Source organism: Streptomyces sp. NPDC001108 (genome assembly GCF_053598535.1).
The window spans coordinates 13,782-31,999 of record NZ_JBSFKL010000008.1 but is presented as its reverse complement, the minus strand read 5'-3'; the positions used below and the strand labels follow the sequence as shown (position 1 = coordinate 31,999).

Genomic DNA, 18,218 nt, shown 5'->3' with positions numbered 1-18,218 from the left:
GAACGCGGTCCACGCATCGTAAATGCCCGGATACGACCCCCGGGCGCCGGACACCGGGCCTTGTTCGAAGGTTCGTTCGCCTCTAGGTTAAGCGTCGCATCAACTCGACTTAACCCATGGGTTACACATTGGCCGTGCCCTGGAAGTCGCTCCGGACCAGAAGGAGTTGTCCATGCGGATACGCCCCCACGCGCGTCGAACGGCAGGAGTGACGGCGGGGCTCGCCCTCGCCGCCCTCCTGGCGGCGACCGCCGTCACCGCCCCGGCCTCGGCCGCCCCCACCGGTCCCGGTGACGGCCGTCGGGTGGCGGCCGAGTACTTCCCCGACCCCGGCGGGGCCGGCCGGACCACCGAGGTCCCGGCCACCTCCCCGGCCCGCGCCGCCGCCACCGCCGCCCCGCTGAGCGCCACCGAGGCCGCCGCCGACGGCACGGTGGGCGAACAGGCGGTGACCGGCCCGACCGACGACCGCCTGGACGTCGTGATCGTCGGCGACGGCTACACGGCCGGCCAGCAGGACGACTTCCACGCCGACGCCGCCGCCAAGTGGGCCGACATCACGGCCCTGGAGCCCTACCGGAGCTACCAGGACCTCTTCAACGTCTGGACCGTCGACGCGGTCTCCGCCGAATCCGGGATCAGCGGCGACCCCGACCCCGGCACCGTCCGGAACTCCGCGCTCGGCAGCGGCTTCTGGTGCTCCGACATCGAGCGGCTGATCTGCGCGGACATCGACAAGGTGGCCGCGTACGCCGCGAAGGCCCCGGCCGCCGACCTCGTGGTCGTCATCGCCAACTCCACCAAGTACGGCGGCGCCGGCTACTCCGGTCTCCAGGCCGAGGGCTACCCCTTCAACGGGGTCTCCACCCTCTCCTCCGACCACCCCGCGTCCGGCATGATCGCCGCCCACGAGATCGGCCACTCGGTGGGCCTGCTCGACGACGAGTACACCTACGACGAGTACGGGACCTGGACCGGCGGCGAGCCCGGAGGCATCAACTCCACGACATACACCGCCGGCCAGCTCACGCGGAAGCGGGCGAAGTGGTACCGCTGGCTCGGCCAGGCGGACCCGGCGGGCGGCACCGTCGGCACGTACGAGGGCAGCGCCTACTACCCGTCCGGCCTCTACCGCCCCACCGCGTCCTCGATCATGCGCGAACTCGGCAACACCGAGTTCAACCTGCCGGGCCGCGAGGCGATGATCGCCGGGTTCTACCGCGCCGGCAAGGCCCTGACCAGCACCGTCGACACCGGCACCGCGCTCGCCCCCGGCCACCGCATCACCGTGCGCACCACCGGCACCGCACCCCGCGCCCACCGTCCGGGAACCCCGGCCGGTCTCGCCCGCACCGAACTGCGCTGGTACGTGGACGGGGTCGAGCGGACCGCCGCCCGCGGGCGCACCGCCGTCACCCCCGACTCGCTCGGCGTCCGCCCGGACGGCCGCGGCCACCGGGTGACCGCACGGGCCGTCGACCGCACCGACGCCATCCGCGACCCCGCCGTCCGCGCCCTCGCCACCTCCACCCTGACCTGGGACGTCAAGGCGTCCGGACACCGGAGGAAGTGACCCGCGCTCAGGCGATGATCGGGACCACGGCCTCCGGCGTCAGCATCCGGAAGGTGAACGCCTGGTGGAAGTAGAGCCGGATGCTCGTCGCGTCGTGGTCCTGATAGCCGATGGACAGGTCCTGCCCGAGGCACAGCTCGAAGTCACCGCCCCGGGTGGACAGCAGCACCCCGCCCGTGACGGAGGGCGCCCACAGGATCTGGTCGTCGAGGAGCCTGCCCAGATGGGTGGCGACCGGGTACCCGTGGTCCGAGGTCTCGGTGGCCTCGGTGAACGCGTCGGCCCCGAGCAGCAGCCGGTACGGGCCGTCGACCCCGGCCAGCCGCAGCCGGGTCAGCGCCTGGCTGACGGTGGCCGGATAGTCGCGGGCGTCGGCGGGCAGCGTCAGCGGCGTGTGCGAGGAGCCGTCCCGCAGCCCGGTGATCCCGGCCGCCGCGTACCCGTCGATGATCGCCATGTCCTCGGCGAACGCACAGGTCCGGGCGGCGTCCTTGACGGGCTGCCAGTCGCTGTCGTCCGAGCCGCGCTCGACATCGTCCACCGCCGCCCTGGTCACCGTGAACGGCACCCGCCACTCGATGACCGGCACCGAGGTGCGGGCCCGCGCGATGACGTCGGGCGCGGGCGGGTCGATGCCGCGCAGATGCCCGTCGCCGATGGCGGCCAGCCCCGGGCCCTCCGGGTCGGTGACGTCCACCACCCGGCGGCCGGCCACATGGCGGCTGAACGTGCGCCGGGCCTCCTCCTCGATCTGGTCCCAGGCGGCATCGGTGACAGGGGCGAGTTCGCGGTGCAGATTGTTCATCACTGGGCGCTTTCGTGCAGGCTGCCGATGTGCAGCGAACCGTCGGCGGACCGGTCCGGGACCGTGACCGGCGCGGACGCGGGCTCCGGCAGGACGGCGGCGGCCGGGGCCGGTGACGGCGGGGGCGGCGGAGCGTCGAGGAAGTCGGCGCTGGGGACGTGGAAGAGCGTGCCGGTGACCGCGGTCGAGAAGTCGAGGATGCGGTCGTGGGTGGCGGGCGGGCTGCCGAGGAACATGTTGCGGAGCATCTGCTCGGTCACCCCCGGATCGGCGGCGTACCCGATGAAGTACGTGCCGAACTCGCCCTGTTCGAAGCTGCCGAACGGCATGTTGGCGCGCAGGATGTCGCGTTCCGTACCGTCGGGGTCGGTGATGGTGTTCAGGGCGACGTGCGAGTCCGGGGGCTTGACCTCGTCGGCGAACTCCACGTCGTCCAGCTTGGTACGGCCGATGACCCGCTCCTGCTCCGTGGTGCTCAGCGCGTTCCAGGCGGTCAGATCGTGCAGGTACTTCTGCACGACGACATAGCTGCCGCCCGCGAACGCCGGGTCCTCGGCGCCGACCAGCGCCGCCGAACGGGCGTCGTCGCCCACCGGATTCTCCGTGCCGTCCACGAAACCGAGCAGGTCCCGGTGGTCGAAGGAGCGGAACCCCTGCGTCTCGTCGACGACCCGCACCGCGTCGCCGAGCCGCTTGAACAGCCGGTCCGCCCAGGCGAAGCAGACGTCCATCCGCTCGGCCCGGATGTGGAACAGCAGGTCTCCCGGCGTGGCCGGCGCGTGGTGCCGGGCGCCGCGCAGCTCCTCGAAGGGGTGGAGCAGGGCCGGGCGCTCCCCGCTGAACAGCCGGTCCCAGGCGTCGGAGCCGAAACCGGTCACACAGATCAGCCCGGCCTCCGGGTAGCGGAAGTCGATGGATCGGGCGAAGGCCGCCAGGTCCGGCAGCACCTCGCGCACGGCCGCCTCGCCGCCCGGCTCGATGGTGGCGACCAGGATCAGCGCGGCAGTGGTCAGCGGTGCGACGACGGGCTGGGCCGCGGCCGGGTCCGGGGTGGCATCGGACATGCGGGAGCTCCCTGGGCGGCGAGGGCGGGGGACGGGGGCGGTGACGGCATCGGGGAAGGGGCCTGCTGCTACTTACGCACGGCCCCGCCGCCACCGCACCCCGGGTCGCCCGCCCGGGCGACGGACCCGGTCGTGACGGTGTCGGCCTGCGTGCGATCGGGACGGTCAACGGCCTGATCACGGGCCGACCGGGCGAGGCGGCCCATTCGCTCGGACACCACCCTCACACTCTTCTGACCGCTTCCTGACATCGCGTCACTAATTTCTCGCACATGCGTACAACTCCTCACTGCTCACACGGTCACCAGGGCAGCACCGGCAGGGCTCTTCGGCGCGCGATCGGCGCCGCCTTCGCCGTTCCGGCCACCATGGCCGCACTGCTCGCACCGACCGCGGCCGCCCACGCCGCGCCGCCCGGACCCTCGTCCTCCGGCGCCGGTGCGGCAGGACCGGACACCATCACCACCCACGCCGGTGCCACGACCACGAAGGAACGCAACCGGATCAACGCCTACTGGACCCCCGGGCGGATGAAGCTGGCAGGGGCTCTGGTCCCCGAAATCACCCCCGTGCCCGAGAACGACAAAACACCGGACGACCCCCGGCCGCTCCCCGGGAACACCCCGGACCCCGGGGCCGTGTGGACACACGGCGGGGCGGTGGAGAGGAACGTCGGCCGGCTGTTCTTCACCTTCTCGGACGGCTACGACGGCAGTTGCACCGCGACGGTCGTCACCAGCGCCAACCGCAGCACCGTCGTCACAGCGGCACACTGCCTGAGAAGCGTCGGGTCGCCTTCTGCCGACGACACCTGGAACCACAACTTCTACTTCGTGCCCGGCTACCGCAACGGAACGAAGCCGCTCGGCGGCTTCAGCGTCAGGACCATGGCCACCTCTTCCCGTTGGGACGACGATCCGGACACCACGGAATCGTCGGACGTCGCTGCCGCCGGCTTCGACACGGGACTTCTCGTGGCGAACCCCGCTGCCGGGGGCCGCCCCATCGAGGATGTCACCGGAAGCCAGAAAATCGATTTCGGCAAGCCCGTCGAGGACGAGTTCGTCCATTCCTTCGGCTACCCGAACTACGGGCTCAACGACCCCACGGACAGGTACGTCGGATCCCGCATGGTCCACTGCGCGGGAAGCAGCCGCCCCGGACCCGAGGCCCCCTTGCTGTGGGGTGAGACCTGCGACATGTCCGCGGGGTCGAGCGGCGGCCCGCACCTCGCCCACTTCGATCCCCGCACCGGCACCGGCACCGTCGTGGGGGTCACCACTGCCGACCACGAACTCGCGGGCGGACCCGCGCCCACGCTCTACGCCACGCGCTTCGGTGACAGCGCCCACCGCCTCTACGACTGGGCTCAGTCGCGGTAGGGCCTTCTGTCCCGACCGGGCCGGCCGCCCGCCCCGTGCCGCACGGGGGGGCTCCGCGGGACCGCACCGGCGCATCCGGCGCGGGAAGCTCGCGCCGGACGCGGCATCCGGAGGGAAGCGCTCCTTCCGCGACGTCCAGCAGGGGGTGCACTCGCGGAGCCCGGTCAGCCCGTGGAGACCTCGGAGCGGTCACCGCCCCAGAGCGTGTGGAAGGAGCCCGCGCGGTCGGTGCGCCGGTAGGTGTGCGCGCCGAAGAAGTCGCGCTGGGCCTGGGTGAGCGCGGCGGGCAGCCGGTCGGCGCGCAGCCCGTCGTAGTACGAGAGCGCGGCGGCGAACCCCGGCGTCGGCACCCCCTGCCGCACCGCCTCGGCGACCACCGCGCGCCAGTCGTCCTGCGCCGCCCCGATCTCCTCGGCGAACCGCGCGTCGGACAGCAGGCTCGGCAGGTCCGGCCGGGCGTCGTAGGCGGCCCGGATACGGTCCAGGAACGCCGCCCGGATGATGCACCCGGCCCGCCAGATCGAGGCCACCGCCCCGAGGTCGATGTCCCAGCCGTACGTCTCGCTGCCGGCCCGGATCTGGTGGAACCCCTGCGTGTACGAGACGATCTTCGACGCGTACAGCGCCTGCTCCACCCGGGCGGCGAACGCCGCGGCGGCCTCCTCGCCGAGCGGGACCGCCGTCGGCCCCGTCAGATGACGGGCGGCCGCGCGCAGCTCCGCGTGCCCGGACAGCGACCGCGCGAAGACGGCCTCCGCGATCCCGGAGACCGGCACCCCGAGATCGAGCGCCGTCTGCACCGTCCAGCGGCCGGTGCCCTTCTGCTCGGCCCGGTCCTCCACGATGTCGACGAACGGCTTGCCGGTGGCCGCGTCGGTGTGCGCCAGGACCTCGGCGGTGATCTCGATCAGGTACGAGTCGAGACGGCCGGAGTTCCAGCCCCGGAAGGTCTCGGCGATCTTCGCCGGGGAGTAGCCCGCCACGGAGCGCAGCAGATCGTACGCCTCGGCGATCAGCTGCATGTCCGCGTACTCGATGCCGTTGTGGACCATCTTCACGAAGTGCCCGGCCCCGTCGGGGCCGATGTGGGTGGTGCACGGGGTGCCGTCCTCGGCCTTGGCGGCGATCCGCTCCAGCAGCGGTCCCAGCGAGCGGTACGACTCCTCCGAGCCGCCCGGCATGATGCTCGGCCCGTGCAGCGCGCCCTCCTCACCTCCCGAGATGCCGACCCCGACGAAGTGGATGCCGCGCCCGCGCAGCTCCCGCTCCCGGCGGCGGGTGTCCTCGAAATGCGCGTTGCCGCCGTCGATGATGACGTCGCCCTCCTCCAGCAGCGGGGCGAACTCCTCGATCACCGCGTCGGTCGGCCCACCCGCCTTCACCATGATCACGAGCCGGCGCGGACGCTCCAGCGCCGCGACGAACTCCTCCGCCGTGCGCGCGGGGACGAAGGAGCCCTCGCCGCCGAACTCCTCGACCAGCGACTCGGTCCTCGCCGTGGTCCGGTTGTGCACCGCGACGGTGAACCCGTGGCGGGCGAAGTTGCGCGCGAGGTTGCGGCCCATGACCGCCAGTCCTGTGACGCCGATCTGCGCGGTACCGCTCATGGTGGTGCTCCGCAATCCGTCTCGGGAGTGCCTGGATCTTCGACAGGCCGGAGTCTCCAGTATGGGCGGGGGGCGGCAAGACGGCCTGTTCGACCTCACCCGTCCGGGCCGGGCTTCCTGTGTATATTCGGCAGATTCCTAGGACCTGTCTTCACAGTGCCGTCGTCCGGCCGGAGGCCGGGCCGCGCGGCGGACGGCAGTTTGCAGACAGGTCCTGGAGGTATTCGGATTCCTTCGGCGGAGGTGGGGATGGCACGCGCGGGTCTCACGACCGAACGCGTCGTGGTGGCGGCGGCGGACCTGGCCGATTCCATCGGCTTCGAGAAGGTCACCCTCTCCGCGCTGGCCCGGGGCTTCGGCGTCAAGGACGCCAGCCTGTACTCGCACGTCAAGAACCTGGACGATCTGCGCATCCGGGTCGCGCTGCTGGCCGCCGGGGAGTTCGTCGACCGGATCACCGATGCCGTCGCGGGCCGGGCCGGCAGGGACGCCCTGACCGGCTTCGCCGACGCCTACCGGTCCTTCGCCCTGGAGCACCCCGGGCGGTACGCGGCGACACAGATGAAGGTCGCCCCCGAGATCGTCGCCACGTCGTCCGCGTACCACCGCACCGTCGAGATCACCGGCGGAATGCTGCGCGCCTACGGACTGACCGAGCCCGACCTCACGGACGCGGTACGACTGCTGCGCAGCGCCTTCCACGGCTACTGCGCCCTGGAGGCGAGCGGAGGCTTCGGCGCGGCCCGCGAGGTGCGGGCCTCCTGGGAGCGGTCCGTCGAGGCGCTGCACTTCCTGCTGGAGAACTGGCCGGCCGCGACGGGCGGACGGGACGTTCGGAACACGCCCTGAGCCCCTGCCGCGCGCAGCTGGTCCGTTGGTCCGGACATGGCCGGGCGGAGTCTCCTCTTTCTGGGCCATTGGCCCAGTCGATCGGACCTGGTTTGAACCACTAGCCCCCTGGATGCTGGGATAGATCCATCAATGGCGCTGCGGGTTCCCTCCCGGGATCCCCGCGGCGCCTTTTCCATGTCTGCGCCGGTACGGGCGTGAAAGGGGCGGGGCGCGTTGTTGAAGAGGGTGTTCGTGGCACCGGACCCGGGGCGGGTACGGCTGCGCTTCGCGAGCCGGGGCGTGCTCGGGATCGGGCTCGCCGTCGCGCTGTGCGGGGCGGCCGGGCATTCACTGGTGGCGGCGATCACCGGTGGCCTGGCCGCGCTGCTCGCCCTGTTCACGGTGACCGACCCGACGGTGCGCGGGCAGGCGGTCACGACCGCGTTGCTGCCCGTCGCCGGACTTCCGGTGCTCGCGCTGGCCGCCGCGCTGCACGACGTGCCCCTCGCCCGTGACCTCGCGTTCCTCGCCGTCGTGGGCGCGGGGGTGTACGCGCGGCGGTGGGGGCCGCGGGGGCACGCGCTCGGCGTGTTCGCCTTCATGATGTTCTTCTCCGCGCAGTTCCTGCACACCGTGCTTGGTCAGCTCCCGGAGCTGTACGCCGCCGTGCTGCTGTCGCTGGCCACGGCCGCCGCCGTACGGTTCGGTGCCTGGTGCTACGAGCGGAGCCTGCCGGTCCCGGCCGCCGTCCCCGCGCCGACGGGCGGGAAGGGGCTGCTGCGGACCACGACCCGGCAGGCCGTCCAGGCGACGGTGGGCGCGGGCCTCGCCCTCGCGATCGGCCAGGCGCTCTCCGGCGAACGGTGGTACTGGGCCGTCGGCGCCACCTGGTGGGTCTTCGTCAACACCACCTCGCGCGGGGAGACGCTGGTCCGCGGGTTCCGACGGTTCCTCGGTACCGCGCTCGGGATCGTTCTGGGATTCGCCGTCGCCGTACCGCTCCACCACGAGCCGGTGGTCGCCGCCGTGGTCGTCGCGGCCGGCGTCTTCGGGATCTTCTACACCGCCGCCGTCTCCTACACCTGGATGATGCTCGCCGTGACCGTGATGGCGAGCATGCTCTACGGACTGCTGGGCGTCCTCGACACCGGGCTGCTCGCCCTGCGGGTGGCCGAGACGGCGGTCGGCGCGCTGGGAGCCGCGGCCGCGGTGCTGCTCGTGCTGCCGGTGACCACGCACGCGGTGACCGAGGCCTGGGTCGAGCGGGCGCTGCGCTGCGTGCGCGCGTGCACCGCCGAGACGGCCGCGCGGCTGGCGGGCGACGACACCGCCGACCCGGCGCCGCGCGTCGCCGAACTGGAGGCGATCCTCGGCCGGGTGCGGCTCTCGCTCGCGCCGCTCGTGCATCCGCTCCACCCGATGAGGGCCCGCAAGAGCCGCGCCCGGCGGGTGCTCGCCCTGCTCGACGACTGCGCCCGCGAGGTGCGCGGTCTCGCCGTCGCCGCGGCCGACCCGGACGCCTCGCACGACGCGCGGCTGGCCGCCGCCTGCCGACGGGTCGAGGTCGCCGTCAAGGCGCTCACGGAGCAGCCGGTCGGCGCGGTGCGGCGCCCGTCCGCCGTCGTGCCGGAGCCGGTGGCCGGCGGGCCCGTGCTGGCCCATCTCCACGCGCTGGAGCAGGCACTGCTCGAACTCGCCGTTCCGCTCCGCCGGGCCGCGGGGGTGCCGGTCGGCGCCTGAACCGCACCGGCCGAGGTGCTGGTCCGGACCTTTCCTCCGGCTGCTACCGTCGCCCCGAGAACCGCGGCGGGCGCGTGCCGCCGCGGCCGGCCGGCGGCAAAGGGGAGAAACGGTGACGGACACTGCGGTGAGCGGAGACGACGTCGTGGTGCGGGCATTCATCGGGTCGTTCACCTCGGCGGGCGGGCGGGGGGTCACGGCCGTCGCGGTGGATCCGGAGAGCGGAGCGCTGACCGTCCTCGGCGCCACGGACGCCGTCCCCGACCCCTCGTACCTCGCCCTGGGGCACGGGCCGGGGCCGGATGGCCGCACGCTCTACGCGGTCAGCGAGACCGAACCGGGCGCGGTGGCCGCCCTGGACATCAGCGCGGACGTCCCCCGGCCGCTCGGCGGACTCCGCCCGGTGGACGGCGACGGCCCGACCCACCTCGCGCTCGCCGCCGGCCATCTGCTCACCGCCAACTACGGTTCCGGCAGCGTCAGCGTCCTGCCGGTGCGGGCGGACGGCACCCCCGGACCGGTGGCCTCGGTACTGCCGCACACGGGCAGCGGACCCGACCGCGACCGGCAGCTCGCCCCGCACGCCCACCAGGTCCTGCCCGACCCCTCGGGCAACTGGGTGCTCGGTGTGGACCTCGGCACCGACTCGGTACGGGTCTGCGCCCTCGACCCGGCGACCGGGGAACTGCGCGTGCACGACGAGACCCGGCTGCGGCCGGGCACGGGCCCGCGCCATCTGGCCTTCCACCCCGAGGGCGGCCACGCCTACGTACTGAACGAACTCGCCCCGACCGTCACCGTGTGCCGGTGGAACGCCGCCGCGGGCGTCCTCGAACCGGTCGGGGAGACCTCCGTGCTGCCCGAGGGGGCGGGGGACGGCGCCGCGCCGACCTACCCCTCGGAGGTGGTCGTCTCCCACGACGGACGGTTCCTCTGGACCGCCAACCGGGGCGCCGACACCCTTTCGGTCCTCGCGCTCGACGCCACGGGGGAGCGGGCGACCCTGGTCACCACCGTGGACTGCGGGGGCCACTGGCCGCGCGACCTCGTCCTCGACCCCACCGGGCGCCGCCTGTACGCGGCCAACGAGCGCTCCGGCGACGTCAGCTGGTTCGACATCGACCCGGAGACCGGCGTCCCGCGCCGTGCGGGCTCGCTGGCCGCCCCGGCCGCGTCCTGCGTGATCTTCGCCTGACACCCGCGCCGCGCACACGACACGATCGCCGTACGGGTCCGGTTCTCCGGACCCGTACGGCGATCGTGGACGGACGGGCCGTGCCTGCCCGGCACCGGGTCAGTGCGCCTGAGCACCCTGCGGCGCGGTCGGCGTGATGCCGAGCGTCGTCATGTACATCGAGAGCACGAGCTTGCCGATGGCCGGGTACGCGCCGAGCGGCTCGGCGACCGGGCAGCCTGCCTCCTTCGCGGCGGCGTCCAGCAGCCCCTCGGCCACCTCCGGGCCGACCAGGTACGGGGCCACCGCGAGCTGCACCGAGCCGGAGCCGGTGAGCTGCTCGGCGATCGAGGCGACGGAGCCCTCGACGTCGAGCGCCGCGGCCATCACCGGCACCGCCAGACGGGCGGCCAGCAGCATGCCGGTGATCCCGGCCGCCTGCACGGCCTCGTCGCCCCCGACCGTGGCCAGCACGATGCCGTCGGCGGCGGTCGCCACCGTGAAGAGCCGCGCCCGGTCGGCGCGGGCCAGACCGGCCTCCGAGAGCCGTACGTGCAGCGCCTCCGCGAGCAGCGGGTGCGGGCCGAGCACATCGGTCAGCTCGACCTGCGTACCGCTGTCCATGACGGCCTGTCGTATCCGCCGGATCAGGGAGCTGTCCGGCCCCGCGAGCAGCGGCACGACGACCGCCGACGGACCCTCGGGCTCGGGCACCTCGCGGCCCGCCGCCCGTGCCTGCTCGTAGCGCGCGACGCGCTCGGCGGCGCAGTGCGTGAGGACGGCGCCGAGCGCCGGGTACTCGTCGTCGCCGCCGTCGAGGTAGCCGATCCGGGCGTTGAGGCCGGGCAGCTCGGAACGGGCGATGCTGATCACCTCTTCGGCCAGGCTGCGCGTGGCCGGAGAGGGGGTACCGGGAACAGCGAGGACGAGCGCTGCGGCGCCCTCGGGTGCGACCACGGGCTCCGGGCGGCGGTGCCGTCCGGACTGGCGAGGTCGCGGCATTCGTACAGGCAGGCCGGAAGCGGGCCCAGTGGGGGTGCTCATGGCGCCGCATGCTACTGGTTTTGGGTATGCCTCTGTTCGGGGAGGGCCCGGACAGGCGTTATCTGTCCACTTTTATCCGATGAGTGGCTTAACTGGTGACTGTCCCGCTCTGTCGCCGCCTACTCGCTCCCCTGTCCAGGCTCTTCACCCGCGACCCGCAGCAGCGTCGGGTGGAGCGGCAGCCGCAGATCCCCGACCGCCAGCGCCCGCGCGATGGACAGCGCGCCGGTCAGCGGATCACCCGATCCGGGGACGGCCCTGGCCTGCGGGACCTGCCGGGACAACTCCTCGCGCAGCGGCACCAGGAGCGGATCGCCCATCCGGAACAGGCCGCCCGTCAGCGCCACTTCGCACGGTTCGCCGTCGGCCCCCGCCGCGGGGCAGACCGCCGCGGCCGCCTCCGCGATGTGCGCCGCGGCCTCGCGCAGGATGCCTGCGGCGACCGGGTCGTGCCCGGCGCACGCGGCGACCTCGGGCGCGAACGAGGCCAGCACGGCGGGCCGGTCGGTCCGCGGATAGAGCAGCGCGGGCAGCCCCGGCGCGGGTCCGAACACCGCCTCCAGCCGGGACAGCAGCGCGGCGGACCCGCCGCGCCGCCCGTCGTGGGCGCGCATCGCCGCGTCCAGCCCGGCCCGGCCGATCCAGGCCCCGCCGCCGCAGTCGCCCAGCAGATGGCCCCAGCCGTCGGCCCGGCGCCAGCCCACCAGATCCGTGCCCAGCGTGATCATGCCGGTTCCGGCGGCCACGACCGCCCCCGGGCGCTGGCCGACCGCGCCCGCGTACGCCGTCACCGCGTCGGCGGCCAGCGCCAGCCGCCGCACCCCGAGCGCCTGCTCCAGGGCGGCGGGCAGTTCGGTGCGCAGCCGCTCGCCGAGGGTGGCCATACCGGCCGCGCCGATCGCGACGGTGTCCACCCCGGTGTCCTCCCCGGCGCCGCTCCGCGCCAGCAGGCCCCGGACGGCGGGCAGGAGTTGTTCCAGCAGATGGCCCGCGTCGATCCCGGCGGGCCCGGTGCGGACCGGGGCCTCGCACACCGTCGTCGCCACCGGGGCCGCCGCGTCGGCGGCGCCCAGCGCGATGCGCAGCCCCGAGCCCCCCGAGTCCACGCCGAGCACCCGGCACCCCGGTGCGGCGGTGGCTTCGGGCGACGGCCGCGATGCGCTCATGTCCGGCTCCAGGGAGAGGGGGAAGACGAATGACGGCGGCAGCCTATCCCCAGGTCCCGGAGTGCGGTCCCAGGGAGCGGCGTTCGCGGGCGGGGCTGTCCGTGTACGCCGGTAGAGTGATGTTTCGTGGCACCACGACCGTTGAACGAAGTAGTCGAGCCCGGCTGGGCCGAAGCACTCGCCCCGGTGGCCGGACGCATCGCGGCGATGGGTGATTTCCTGCGCGCCGAAGTGGCGGCCGGGCGCACCTATCTGCCGTCCGGGGCGAACGTGCTGCGCGCGTTCCAGCAGCCCTTCGACGAGGTACGCGTCCTGATCGTCGGTCAGGACCCCTATCCGACCCCGGGGATGGCGGTGGGGCTGAGCTTCTCCGTCGCCCCCGAGGTGACGCGGGTCCCCGGAAGCCTGGAGAACATCTTCCGGGAGATGCATACCGACCTCGGGCTCCCGCGTCCGTCCAACGGCGACCTGACGCCCTGGACGCGGCAGGGCGTTCTGCTGCTGAACAGGGCGCTCACCACCGCCCCCCGCAAGCCGGCGGCGCACCGGGGCAAGGGCTGGGAGGAGGTCACCGAGCAGGCGATCCGGGCCCTGGCCGCGCGCGGCAAGCCGCTGGTGTCCGTGCTGTGGGGGCGGGACGCCCGCAATCTCCGGCCGTTCCTCGGCGACTACCCGGCGATCGAGTCCGCCCACCCCTCGCCCATGTCCGCGGACCGGGGCTTCTTCGGCTCGCGCCCGTTCAGCCGCACCAACGAGCTGCTGCTCGGCCAGGGCGCCCAGCCGGTCGACTGGCGGCTGCCGTAGGCGGCACCCTTACCCCGGCCATCCGAGGCGCGGGGGCGGGACCGGCCCGCGCCGCCCCCGCCCCTCCGGCGCGTCAGGCGTCGATCACCGCCGCCCGCACGCACAGCACGTCCGGCAGGTGGGCGGCGAGCTGCTGCCAGCTGTCGCCGTCGTCCGCGCTGGCGTACACCTCGCCGTTGCGGTTGCCGAAGTAGACGCCGGCCGGATCGGCGTCGTCCGTGCACAGGGCGTCGCGCAGCACGGTGCCGTAGTGCGTCTCCTCGGGCAGGCCCGTCGACAGCGGCTCCCAGGTGGCGCCCGCGTCACCGGTGCGGAACACCCGGCAGCGGTGCTCGGCGGGCACCCGGTCGGCGTCGGCGTTGATCGGGAAGACGTACACGGTGTCCGCGCGGTGCGGGTGGGCGGCGGCGGCGAAGCCGAAGTCGGAGGGGAGGCCCTGGCCGATGTCGGTCCAGTGGTCCCCCGCGTCGTCGCTGCGGAAGACGCCCCAGTGGTTCTGGAGATAGAGCCGGTCGGGGTCGACGGCGTCCCTCGTCACCTTGTGGACGCACTGGCCGAACTCCGGGTCGGGGTCGGGGAGGAAGACCGCGGACACCCCCTTGTTGGCCGGTGCCCAGCTGGCGCCGCCGTCCTGGGTGCGGAACACCCCGGCCGCGGAGACGGCCACGGTCACGGCGCGGGCGTCCCTGCGGTCCGTCAGGATCGTGTGCAGCCCCTCACCGCCGCCGCCCGGCACCCAGCGCGAGCGCGTCGGATGCTCCCACAGCGGGCGGACCAGCTCGAACGACTCCCCGCCGTCCTCGGACCGGAACAGCGCGGCCGGTTCGGTGCCCGCGTACACGACGCCGGGCGCCTCCGGCCCGGCCGGGTGCAGCTGCCAGACCCGCTCCAGGGACGCCCCGGTGAACGGGGGAAACTTCACGGCGGGCTTCTCCGGATCGACCCAGCTGCGGCCCAGGTCGTCGGAGTGGAAGACCGACGGGCCCCAGTGCGCGCTGTCACCCCCGGCCAGGAGGCGTGGGACCTTTCCGCGGGTGTCGATGGCCACCGAGTAGATCGCCTGGGCATTGAAGTACGGGCCGTCGAACTCCCACGTACCACCGTGCCTGCGGCCGATGAAGAGTCCCTTGCGGGTGCCCACGGTGAGCAGTACGTCGGTCATGACCGAACCTCCCGAAACGCCGTTGTGCCGGATACGGGCCAGTCTGCACCCGGCCACTGACAGTGGCCCGCAGGTCGTCGCCGACACCTGGTCCGGTCCGGGCCCTACCCGGGACGGCCGGCCTCCTCGGAGCAGGTCAGGACCAGGGTCGTGCCGCCGTCGTCCTCCGTGATGTCCCGGACGTGCCGGAAGCCGATCCGCTCCAGCAGCGCCACCGAGGCGGTGTTCCCGGCGGCCACCGTGGCGTGCACCTCGGACAGGCCGAGCGTGTCGAACCCGTACCGGGTCAGGGCCCGCGCGGTCTCGGTGCCGAAACCGTGCCCCCACGCCGGGGCGGCGAGCGCGTACACGATCTCGTGGCCGTCCACGCTCGAGGACGGCTTGATCTCCGCGTGGCCGATGAAGCGGCCGTCGTGCCGGACCGCCCAGACGTCGAACAACTCCCGCGCGTAGACCTTGCTGAAGATCCGCCCGAACAGGGCGCGGTCCTCGGCCTCGGTCTGGAGTCCTTCCCCCATCCACCGGGCGACCGACGCGTCCTGGAACAGTCCGACGAAGTCCTCCTCGTCGGCGGGGGTGTACGGCTCCAGGCGCAGGCGTGCGGTGTGCAGGACAGGGGTCGTCATGGCCGCAGACGGTACGCACGGCCGTCCGGGGTCCGCAACGCAATACCGGGGGACCGGCGGCGGAAGTGGCGCCGGGCGCCCCCTGCACCGCAGGCTGGACCGGGCCGGCGGACCGCGTCGGCCCGGCGGGACGGAGGAGTGGAGCGATGGTGAGCGGTGTCGAGGACGTCGAGGGGCGCGGAGCGGTCCTGGAGGTGGACCCGGCCGGGGCGCGGGTCGGGATCAGGGCGGCGGGGCCCGCAGGCGGCGTCTCGCTGTTCTGCACCCCCGAGCGGGCCCGGGAGCTGGCGGCCGAGCTGCTCCGCGCGGCGGACGAGGCCGACCGCGCCGGCACCGTACGGCTCGTGACCGTTCAGGCGTGTGAGCTGCGCCGGGGGGACGTGCGGGACGGCGAACGCACCATGACCGTGGAGGCGGTCCGGGTCGACGGCGCCACCGCCCAGATCACCTGGCGGTCGGGGGCCGGGCGGAGCTGGACCCAGGGCTATGACGCGGCGGCCGCCATCACGCTCCGGCGGCGCGGCGACGGATCCTGAATCTAGTACGAGGGGCTTCGTACTTTGATGAATGTCGTAGTACGATGACTGCCGTAGTAGTGATCCTTCGCAGTCGTCGAAACGGAGTCCGACGTGAGTGCCCTCTTCGAGCCCTACACCCTGCGGTCGCTCGTTGTTCCCAACCGGGTCTGGATGGCACCCATGTGCCAGTACAGCGCCGCACCGGAGGGTCCGGAGACCGGTGTCGCGACCGACTGGCACTTCGCGCACCTCGCGGCGCGCGCCATCGGGGGAACGGGGCTCATCCTCACCGAGGCGACGGCCGTCAGCCCCGAGGGCCGGATCAGCCCCAGCGACCTCGGCATCTGGAACGACACCCAGGTCGCCGCGTTCCGCCGGATCACGGACTTCATCAAGAGCCAGGGCTCCGTTCCCGGGATCCAGCTCGCCCATGCCGGACGGAAGGCCTCCACCGCGGCCCCCTGGCTGGGCGGCGCCCCGGTCGGACCGGAGGCGCACGGCTGGACGCCGGTCGCCCCGAGCCCGCTGCCGTTCGACGACGGCCACCCCGTGCCGCACGAGCTGACCACGGACGGGATCCGCGAGGTCGTCGACAGCTTCCGCGAGGCCGCCCGCCGCGCCCTTGACGCCGGGTTCCAGGTCGCCGAGGTGCACGGCGCCCACGGCTACCTCGTCGGGCAGTTCCTCTCCCCGTACAGCAACCGGCGCACCGACGAGTACGGCGGCAGCTTCGAGAACCGCACCCGCCTCGCCCTGGAGATCGTCGACGCGGTCCGCGAGGTCTGGCCCGAGGAGCTGCCGGTGCTCTTCCGGATCTCCGCCACGGACTGGCTCACGGAGGACGAGGAGGACGACCGCGAGGGGTGGACGGTCGACGAGACCGTGCGCCTGGCCGGGCTGCTCCAGGCCCACGGCGTCGATCTGCTGGACGTCTCCAGCGGCGGGAACGCCCCGAGGGTCCGCATCGCGACCGGGCCGGGCTATCAGGTCCCCTTCGCCGAGCGGGTCAGGGCCGAGACCTCGCTCCCGGTGGCGGCGGTCGGTCTGATCACCGAACCGCAGCAGGCCGAGAAGATCATCACCGAGGGGCGGGCGGACGCCGTCCTGCTCGGCCGCGAACTGCTGCGCGACCCGTCATGGGCCCAGCGCGCGGCCCGTGAGCTGGGTGGCGAGCTGCGCACCCCGGACCAGTACCTCCGCGTCGTCTGACCGCCCCGCCGGTCGTCCGGGTGCGCGACCGGCGGGAAGGGGCACGGGCGGGGCGGCGGGGGCGCCTCCAACTTCGACGTGTCTCGTATCATGGGAACCCGCACGGGCCCGTGCACATCCAGGAGGTGGAGCCGCCGTGACCCCCGCCAGCGCCCCCGCCGCCGAGGCCGGCGGCCGGGTACTCGACCATCCGGCACGGGACGAGATCCGCGTCGAGGCGGTGCTGCACGCACTCTCCGACCCGGTGCGTCTGTGCATCGTCCGCGAGCTGGCCGCCGCCGAGTCCGAACTCAGCTGCTCCTGCTTCGACCTCCCGGTGACCAAGTCGACGACCACGCACCACTTCCGGGTGCTCCGCGAGAGCGGCATCGTCCAGCAGGTCTACCGGGGCACGGCCAAGATGAACGGCCTGCGGCGGGACGATCTGGAGGAGCTGTTCCCGGGGCTGCTCGACCACGTGCTGGACGCGGCCGCCCGCCAGGCGCGGCGCATAGGCGAGGAACGCTGAGCCGTCAGGCGGCGGGCCGGGAGGAGTCGCCCGTCGCCGCGGCCCACTCCACCAGCAGTCGCTGGTACTGCTCCTCGTCCTCCGGGGACAGGCAGCCGCCCGAGCGCTGCCACAGGTCACGGATTTCTTCGTTCACCGCGGCGGCGGTGCGCGTGGAATCGGAGGAGCACGAAGAACGGGACATGGTTACAGGCTAAGGCCACGATGTGACAATCGGACCCATTGCGCGTCAGGGACATCTCTCACATGCCTACCGGGGAACGCCCGGTACCAGTTCGAGCGTCCGCAGTCCGTCGGGCCGCTCCGACACCGGCAGATGCCGCACGAACCGCACGTCGCAGCCGATCGCGGCTGCTCCGCCGTCCGCCTCCCGGTCGTCCCCGACCATCACCACATCGGCCGGATCCAGTCCGAGAGATGTGCAGGCCATGTGGAAAATTCGTGGGTCCGGCTTCTGGATGCCGTGCTCGAACGACAGGACGTAGGTGTCGATCAGGTTGTCGAGGCCGTGCCCCCGGAAGATCGGGCGCAGGTCCCAGCCGATGTTGCTGACCACGCCGACCCGGACACCCTTCCCGCGCAACGCCCCGAGGACCTCGGCCGCGTCCGGGTAGGGCTGCCAGGCGGCGGGCGTCCGGTGCCGCTCGTACAGCGCGTCGTACAGCCCCGGGTCCGGGAGCGCCACCTGGCGGGCCAGAGCGGTGTACGTCTCCCGGTGCGCCCGCGCGCTCTCGTCCCGGCCGGCCCACAGGGCGGCGAGCGGGGCCGGGACGTGCCGGGGAGCAGGACCGCCCGGCAGGGCCCCGGCGGCTTCCAGGCCGGCCGCGTACCGCTCGAAGGCGGATTCGTCCACCGTGACGCCGCGCTCGGTGAGGACCGCGCGGAGCCAGGAACGGACCGGCTCGATACGGAAGAGGGTCCCGGAGAAGTCGAACAACACGCCCTTGATCTGCATGATCGCGATACTTCCCGGTGCGCGCGACACACCGCAAGGGGGCCGGTCCG

18 protein-coding genes and 1 pseudogene are annotated in these 18,218 nt (G+C 73.4%); 10 read left to right on the top strand and 9 right to left on the bottom strand.

Annotated elements, in window-relative coordinates; translation table 11 throughout:
* Positions 1-172: 172 nt before the first annotated feature.
* Entirely contained in the window at positions 173-1,573 is a 1,401-nt protein-coding gene (locus tag ACWC97_RS19130; protein WP_450650435.1) for a M64 family metallopeptidase, read from the top strand.
* Between the two features lie 7 nt (positions 1,574-1,580).
* Here ACWC97_RS19130 and ACWC97_RS19125 read toward each other — a convergent pair whose 3' ends face one another.
* Together ACWC97_RS19125 and ACWC97_RS19120 are read right to left on the bottom strand one after the other, a co-directional pair.
* Complete coding sequence (locus ACWC97_RS19125; RefSeq protein ID WP_450650433.1) at positions 1,581-2,378, bottom strand: family 1 encapsulin nanocompartment shell protein; 798 nt, start codon at positions 2,376-2,378, stop codon at positions 1,581-1,583.
* Positions 2,378-3,442 carry a Dyp-type peroxidase gene (locus tag ACWC97_RS19120; protein ID WP_352274511.1) on the bottom strand — a complete coding sequence of 355 codons (1,065 nt, stop codon included), beginning with the start codon at positions 3,440-3,442 and terminating at the stop codon, positions 2,378-2,380. Before ACWC97_RS19120 ends, ACWC97_RS19125 begins: the two co-directional genes overlap by 1 nt.
* 128 nt (positions 3,443-3,570) lie before the next feature.
* On the opposite strand from ACWC97_RS19120, the pseudogene ACWC97_RS19115 reads away from it, so the two are divergent.
* Together ACWC97_RS19115 and ACWC97_RS19110 are read left to right on the top strand one after the other, a co-directional pair.
* Positions 3,571-3,645, top strand: a pseudogene (locus tag ACWC97_RS19115) (dienelactone hydrolase family protein); the annotation flags it as partial.
* Positions 3,646-3,714: 69 nt separating this feature from the next.
* Complete coding sequence (locus ACWC97_RS19110) at positions 3,715-4,824, top strand: trypsin-like serine peptidase (protein WP_352274512.1); 1,110 nt, start codon at positions 3,715-3,717, stop codon at positions 4,822-4,824.
* Between the two features lie 164 nt (positions 4,825-4,988).
* On the opposite strand, the gene gndA is transcribed toward ACWC97_RS19110, so the two are convergent.
* Positions 4,989-6,431: an NADP-dependent phosphogluconate dehydrogenase gene (gene gndA, locus ACWC97_RS19105; RefSeq protein WP_450650431.1), complete on the bottom strand. Its 1,443-nt coding sequence runs from the start codon at positions 6,429-6,431 to the stop codon at positions 4,989-4,991.
* Positions 6,432-6,680: 249 nt separating this feature from the next.
* On the opposite strand from gndA, the gene ACWC97_RS19100 reads away from it, so the two are divergent.
* The 3 genes from ACWC97_RS19100 to ACWC97_RS19090 all read left to right on the top strand — a co-directional run bounded on the left by ACWC97_RS19100 (position 6,681) and on the right by ACWC97_RS19090 (position 10,197).
* Complete coding sequence (locus ACWC97_RS19100) at positions 6,681-7,280, top strand: TetR/AcrR family transcriptional regulator (protein ID WP_450650429.1); 600 nt, start codon at positions 6,681-6,683, stop codon at positions 7,278-7,280.
* A gap of 216 nt (positions 7,281-7,496) precedes the next feature.
* Positions 7,497-9,002 carry an FUSC family protein gene (locus ACWC97_RS19095; protein ID WP_450650427.1) on the top strand — a complete coding sequence of 502 codons (1,506 nt, stop codon included), beginning with the start codon at positions 7,497-7,499 and terminating at the stop codon, positions 9,000-9,002.
* Positions 9,003-9,114: 112 nt separating this feature from the next.
* Complete coding sequence (locus tag ACWC97_RS19090) at positions 9,115-10,197, top strand: lactonase family protein (RefSeq protein WP_450650425.1); 1,083 nt, start codon at positions 9,115-9,117, stop codon at positions 10,195-10,197.
* 99 nt (positions 10,198-10,296) lie between these two features.
* Here ACWC97_RS19090 and ACWC97_RS19085 read toward each other — a convergent pair whose 3' ends face one another.
* Together ACWC97_RS19085 and ACWC97_RS19080 are read right to left on the bottom strand one after the other, a co-directional pair.
* Positions 10,297-11,220, bottom strand: coding sequence for a sirohydrochlorin chelatase (locus ACWC97_RS19085; RefSeq protein ID WP_352274517.1), 924 nt, complete (start codon positions 11,218-11,220; stop codon positions 10,297-10,299).
* A 119-nt stretch (positions 11,221-11,339) separates the two neighbouring features.
* On the bottom strand, positions 11,340-12,386 hold the full coding sequence (locus tag ACWC97_RS19080; protein WP_450650423.1) for an N-acetylglucosamine kinase: 1,047 nt from the start codon (positions 12,384-12,386) through the stop codon (positions 11,340-11,342).
* 126 nt (positions 12,387-12,512) lie between these two features.
* On the opposite strand from ACWC97_RS19080, the gene ACWC97_RS19075 reads away from it, so the two are divergent.
* Positions 12,513-13,190, top strand: a complete 678-nt coding sequence (locus ACWC97_RS19075; protein WP_352274519.1) for a uracil-DNA glycosylase — start codon at positions 12,513-12,515, stop codon at positions 13,188-13,190.
* Positions 13,191-13,263: 73 nt separating this feature from the next.
* Here the strand turns inward: ACWC97_RS19075 and ACWC97_RS19070 are convergent, their stop codons facing one another.
* Both ACWC97_RS19070 and ACWC97_RS19065 read right to left on the bottom strand, forming a co-directional pair.
* Entirely contained in the window at positions 13,264-14,352 is a 1,089-nt protein-coding gene (locus ACWC97_RS19070) for a WD40/YVTN/BNR-like repeat-containing protein (RefSeq protein WP_450650421.1), read from the bottom strand.
* A 104-nt stretch (positions 14,353-14,456) separates the two neighbouring features.
* Positions 14,457-14,978: a GNAT family N-acetyltransferase gene (locus tag ACWC97_RS19065; protein ID WP_352274521.1), complete on the bottom strand. Its 522-nt coding sequence runs from the start codon at positions 14,976-14,978 to the stop codon at positions 14,457-14,459.
* A gap of 146 nt (positions 14,979-15,124) precedes the next feature.
* Here ACWC97_RS19065 and ACWC97_RS19060 point away from each other — a divergent pair, with 146 nt between their 5' ends.
* From ACWC97_RS19060 to ACWC97_RS19050, 3 genes are all read left to right on the top strand, one after another.
* Entirely contained in the window at positions 15,125-15,514 is a 390-nt protein-coding gene (locus tag ACWC97_RS19060) for a hypothetical protein (protein WP_450650419.1), read from the top strand.
* Between the two features lie 93 nt (positions 15,515-15,607).
* Positions 15,608-16,705 carry an NADH:flavin oxidoreductase/NADH oxidase gene (locus ACWC97_RS19055; RefSeq protein ID WP_352274523.1) on the top strand — a complete coding sequence of 366 codons (1,098 nt, stop codon included), beginning with the start codon at positions 15,608-15,610 and terminating at the stop codon, positions 16,703-16,705.
* A gap of 136 nt (positions 16,706-16,841) precedes the next feature.
* The gene (locus tag ACWC97_RS19050; protein ID WP_352274524.1) at positions 16,842-17,213 is read left to right on the top strand and encodes an ArsR/SmtB family transcription factor; all 372 of its coding nucleotides are present in this window, start codon (positions 16,842-16,844) and stop codon (positions 17,211-17,213) included.
* Positions 17,214-17,217: 4 nt separating this feature from the next.
* On the opposite strand, the gene ACWC97_RS19045 is transcribed toward ACWC97_RS19050, so the two are convergent.
* Together ACWC97_RS19045 and ACWC97_RS19040 are read right to left on the bottom strand one after the other, a co-directional pair.
* Positions 17,218-17,397, bottom strand: a complete 180-nt coding sequence (locus ACWC97_RS19045) for a hypothetical protein (RefSeq protein WP_352274525.1) — start codon at positions 17,395-17,397, stop codon at positions 17,218-17,220.
* A 66-nt stretch (positions 17,398-17,463) separates the two neighbouring features.
* Positions 17,464-18,168, bottom strand: a complete 705-nt coding sequence (locus ACWC97_RS19040) for an HAD family hydrolase (RefSeq protein WP_450650416.1) — start codon at positions 18,166-18,168, stop codon at positions 17,464-17,466.
* Positions 18,169-18,218: the final 50 nt, after the last annotated feature.

Bases quoted from the DNA above. Each gene is read 5' to 3' on its own strand.
- ACWC97_RS19100 (WP_450650429.1), top strand. From the start codon at position 6,681: ATGGCACGCGCGGGTCTCACGACCGAACGCGTCGTGGTGGCGGCGGCG.
- ACWC97_RS19040 (WP_450650416.1), bottom strand. From the start codon at position 18,168: ATGCAGATCAAGGGCGTGTTGTTCGACTTCTCCGGGACCCTCTTCCGT.
- gndA (WP_450650431.1), bottom strand. From the start codon at position 6,431: ATGAGCGGTACCGCGCAGATCGGCGTCACAGGACTGGCGGTCATGGGC.
- ACWC97_RS19045 (WP_352274525.1), bottom strand. From the start codon at position 17,397: ATGTCCCGTTCTTCGTGCTCCTCCGATTCCACGCGCACCGCCGCCGCG.
- ACWC97_RS19130 (WP_450650435.1), top strand. From the start codon at position 173: ATGCGGATACGCCCCCACGCGCGTCGAACGGCAGGAGTGACGGCGGGG.
- ACWC97_RS19085 (WP_352274517.1), bottom strand. From the start codon at position 11,220: ATGAGCACCCCCACTGGGCCCGCTTCCGGCCTGCCTGTACGAATGCCG.
- ACWC97_RS19110 (WP_352274512.1), top strand. From the start codon at position 3,715: ATGCGTACAACTCCTCACTGCTCACACGGTCACCAGGGCAGCACCGGC.
- ACWC97_RS19120 (WP_352274511.1), bottom strand. From the start codon at position 3,442: ATGTCCGATGCCACCCCGGACCCGGCCGCGGCCCAGCCCGTCGTCGCA.
- ACWC97_RS19080 (WP_450650423.1), bottom strand. From the start codon at position 12,386: ATGAGCGCATCGCGGCCGTCGCCCGAAGCCACCGCCGCACCGGGGTGC.
- ACWC97_RS19060 (WP_450650419.1), top strand. From the start codon at position 15,125: ATGGTGAGCGGTGTCGAGGACGTCGAGGGGCGCGGAGCGGTCCTGGAG.
- ACWC97_RS19070 (WP_450650421.1), bottom strand. From the start codon at position 14,352: ATGACCGACGTACTGCTCACCGTGGGCACCCGCAAGGGACTCTTCATC.
- ACWC97_RS19065 (WP_352274521.1), bottom strand. From the start codon at position 14,978: ATGACGACCCCTGTCCTGCACACCGCACGCCTGCGCCTGGAGCCGTAC.
- ACWC97_RS19125 (WP_450650433.1), bottom strand. From the start codon at position 2,378: ATGAACAATCTGCACCGCGAACTCGCCCCTGTCACCGATGCCGCCTGG.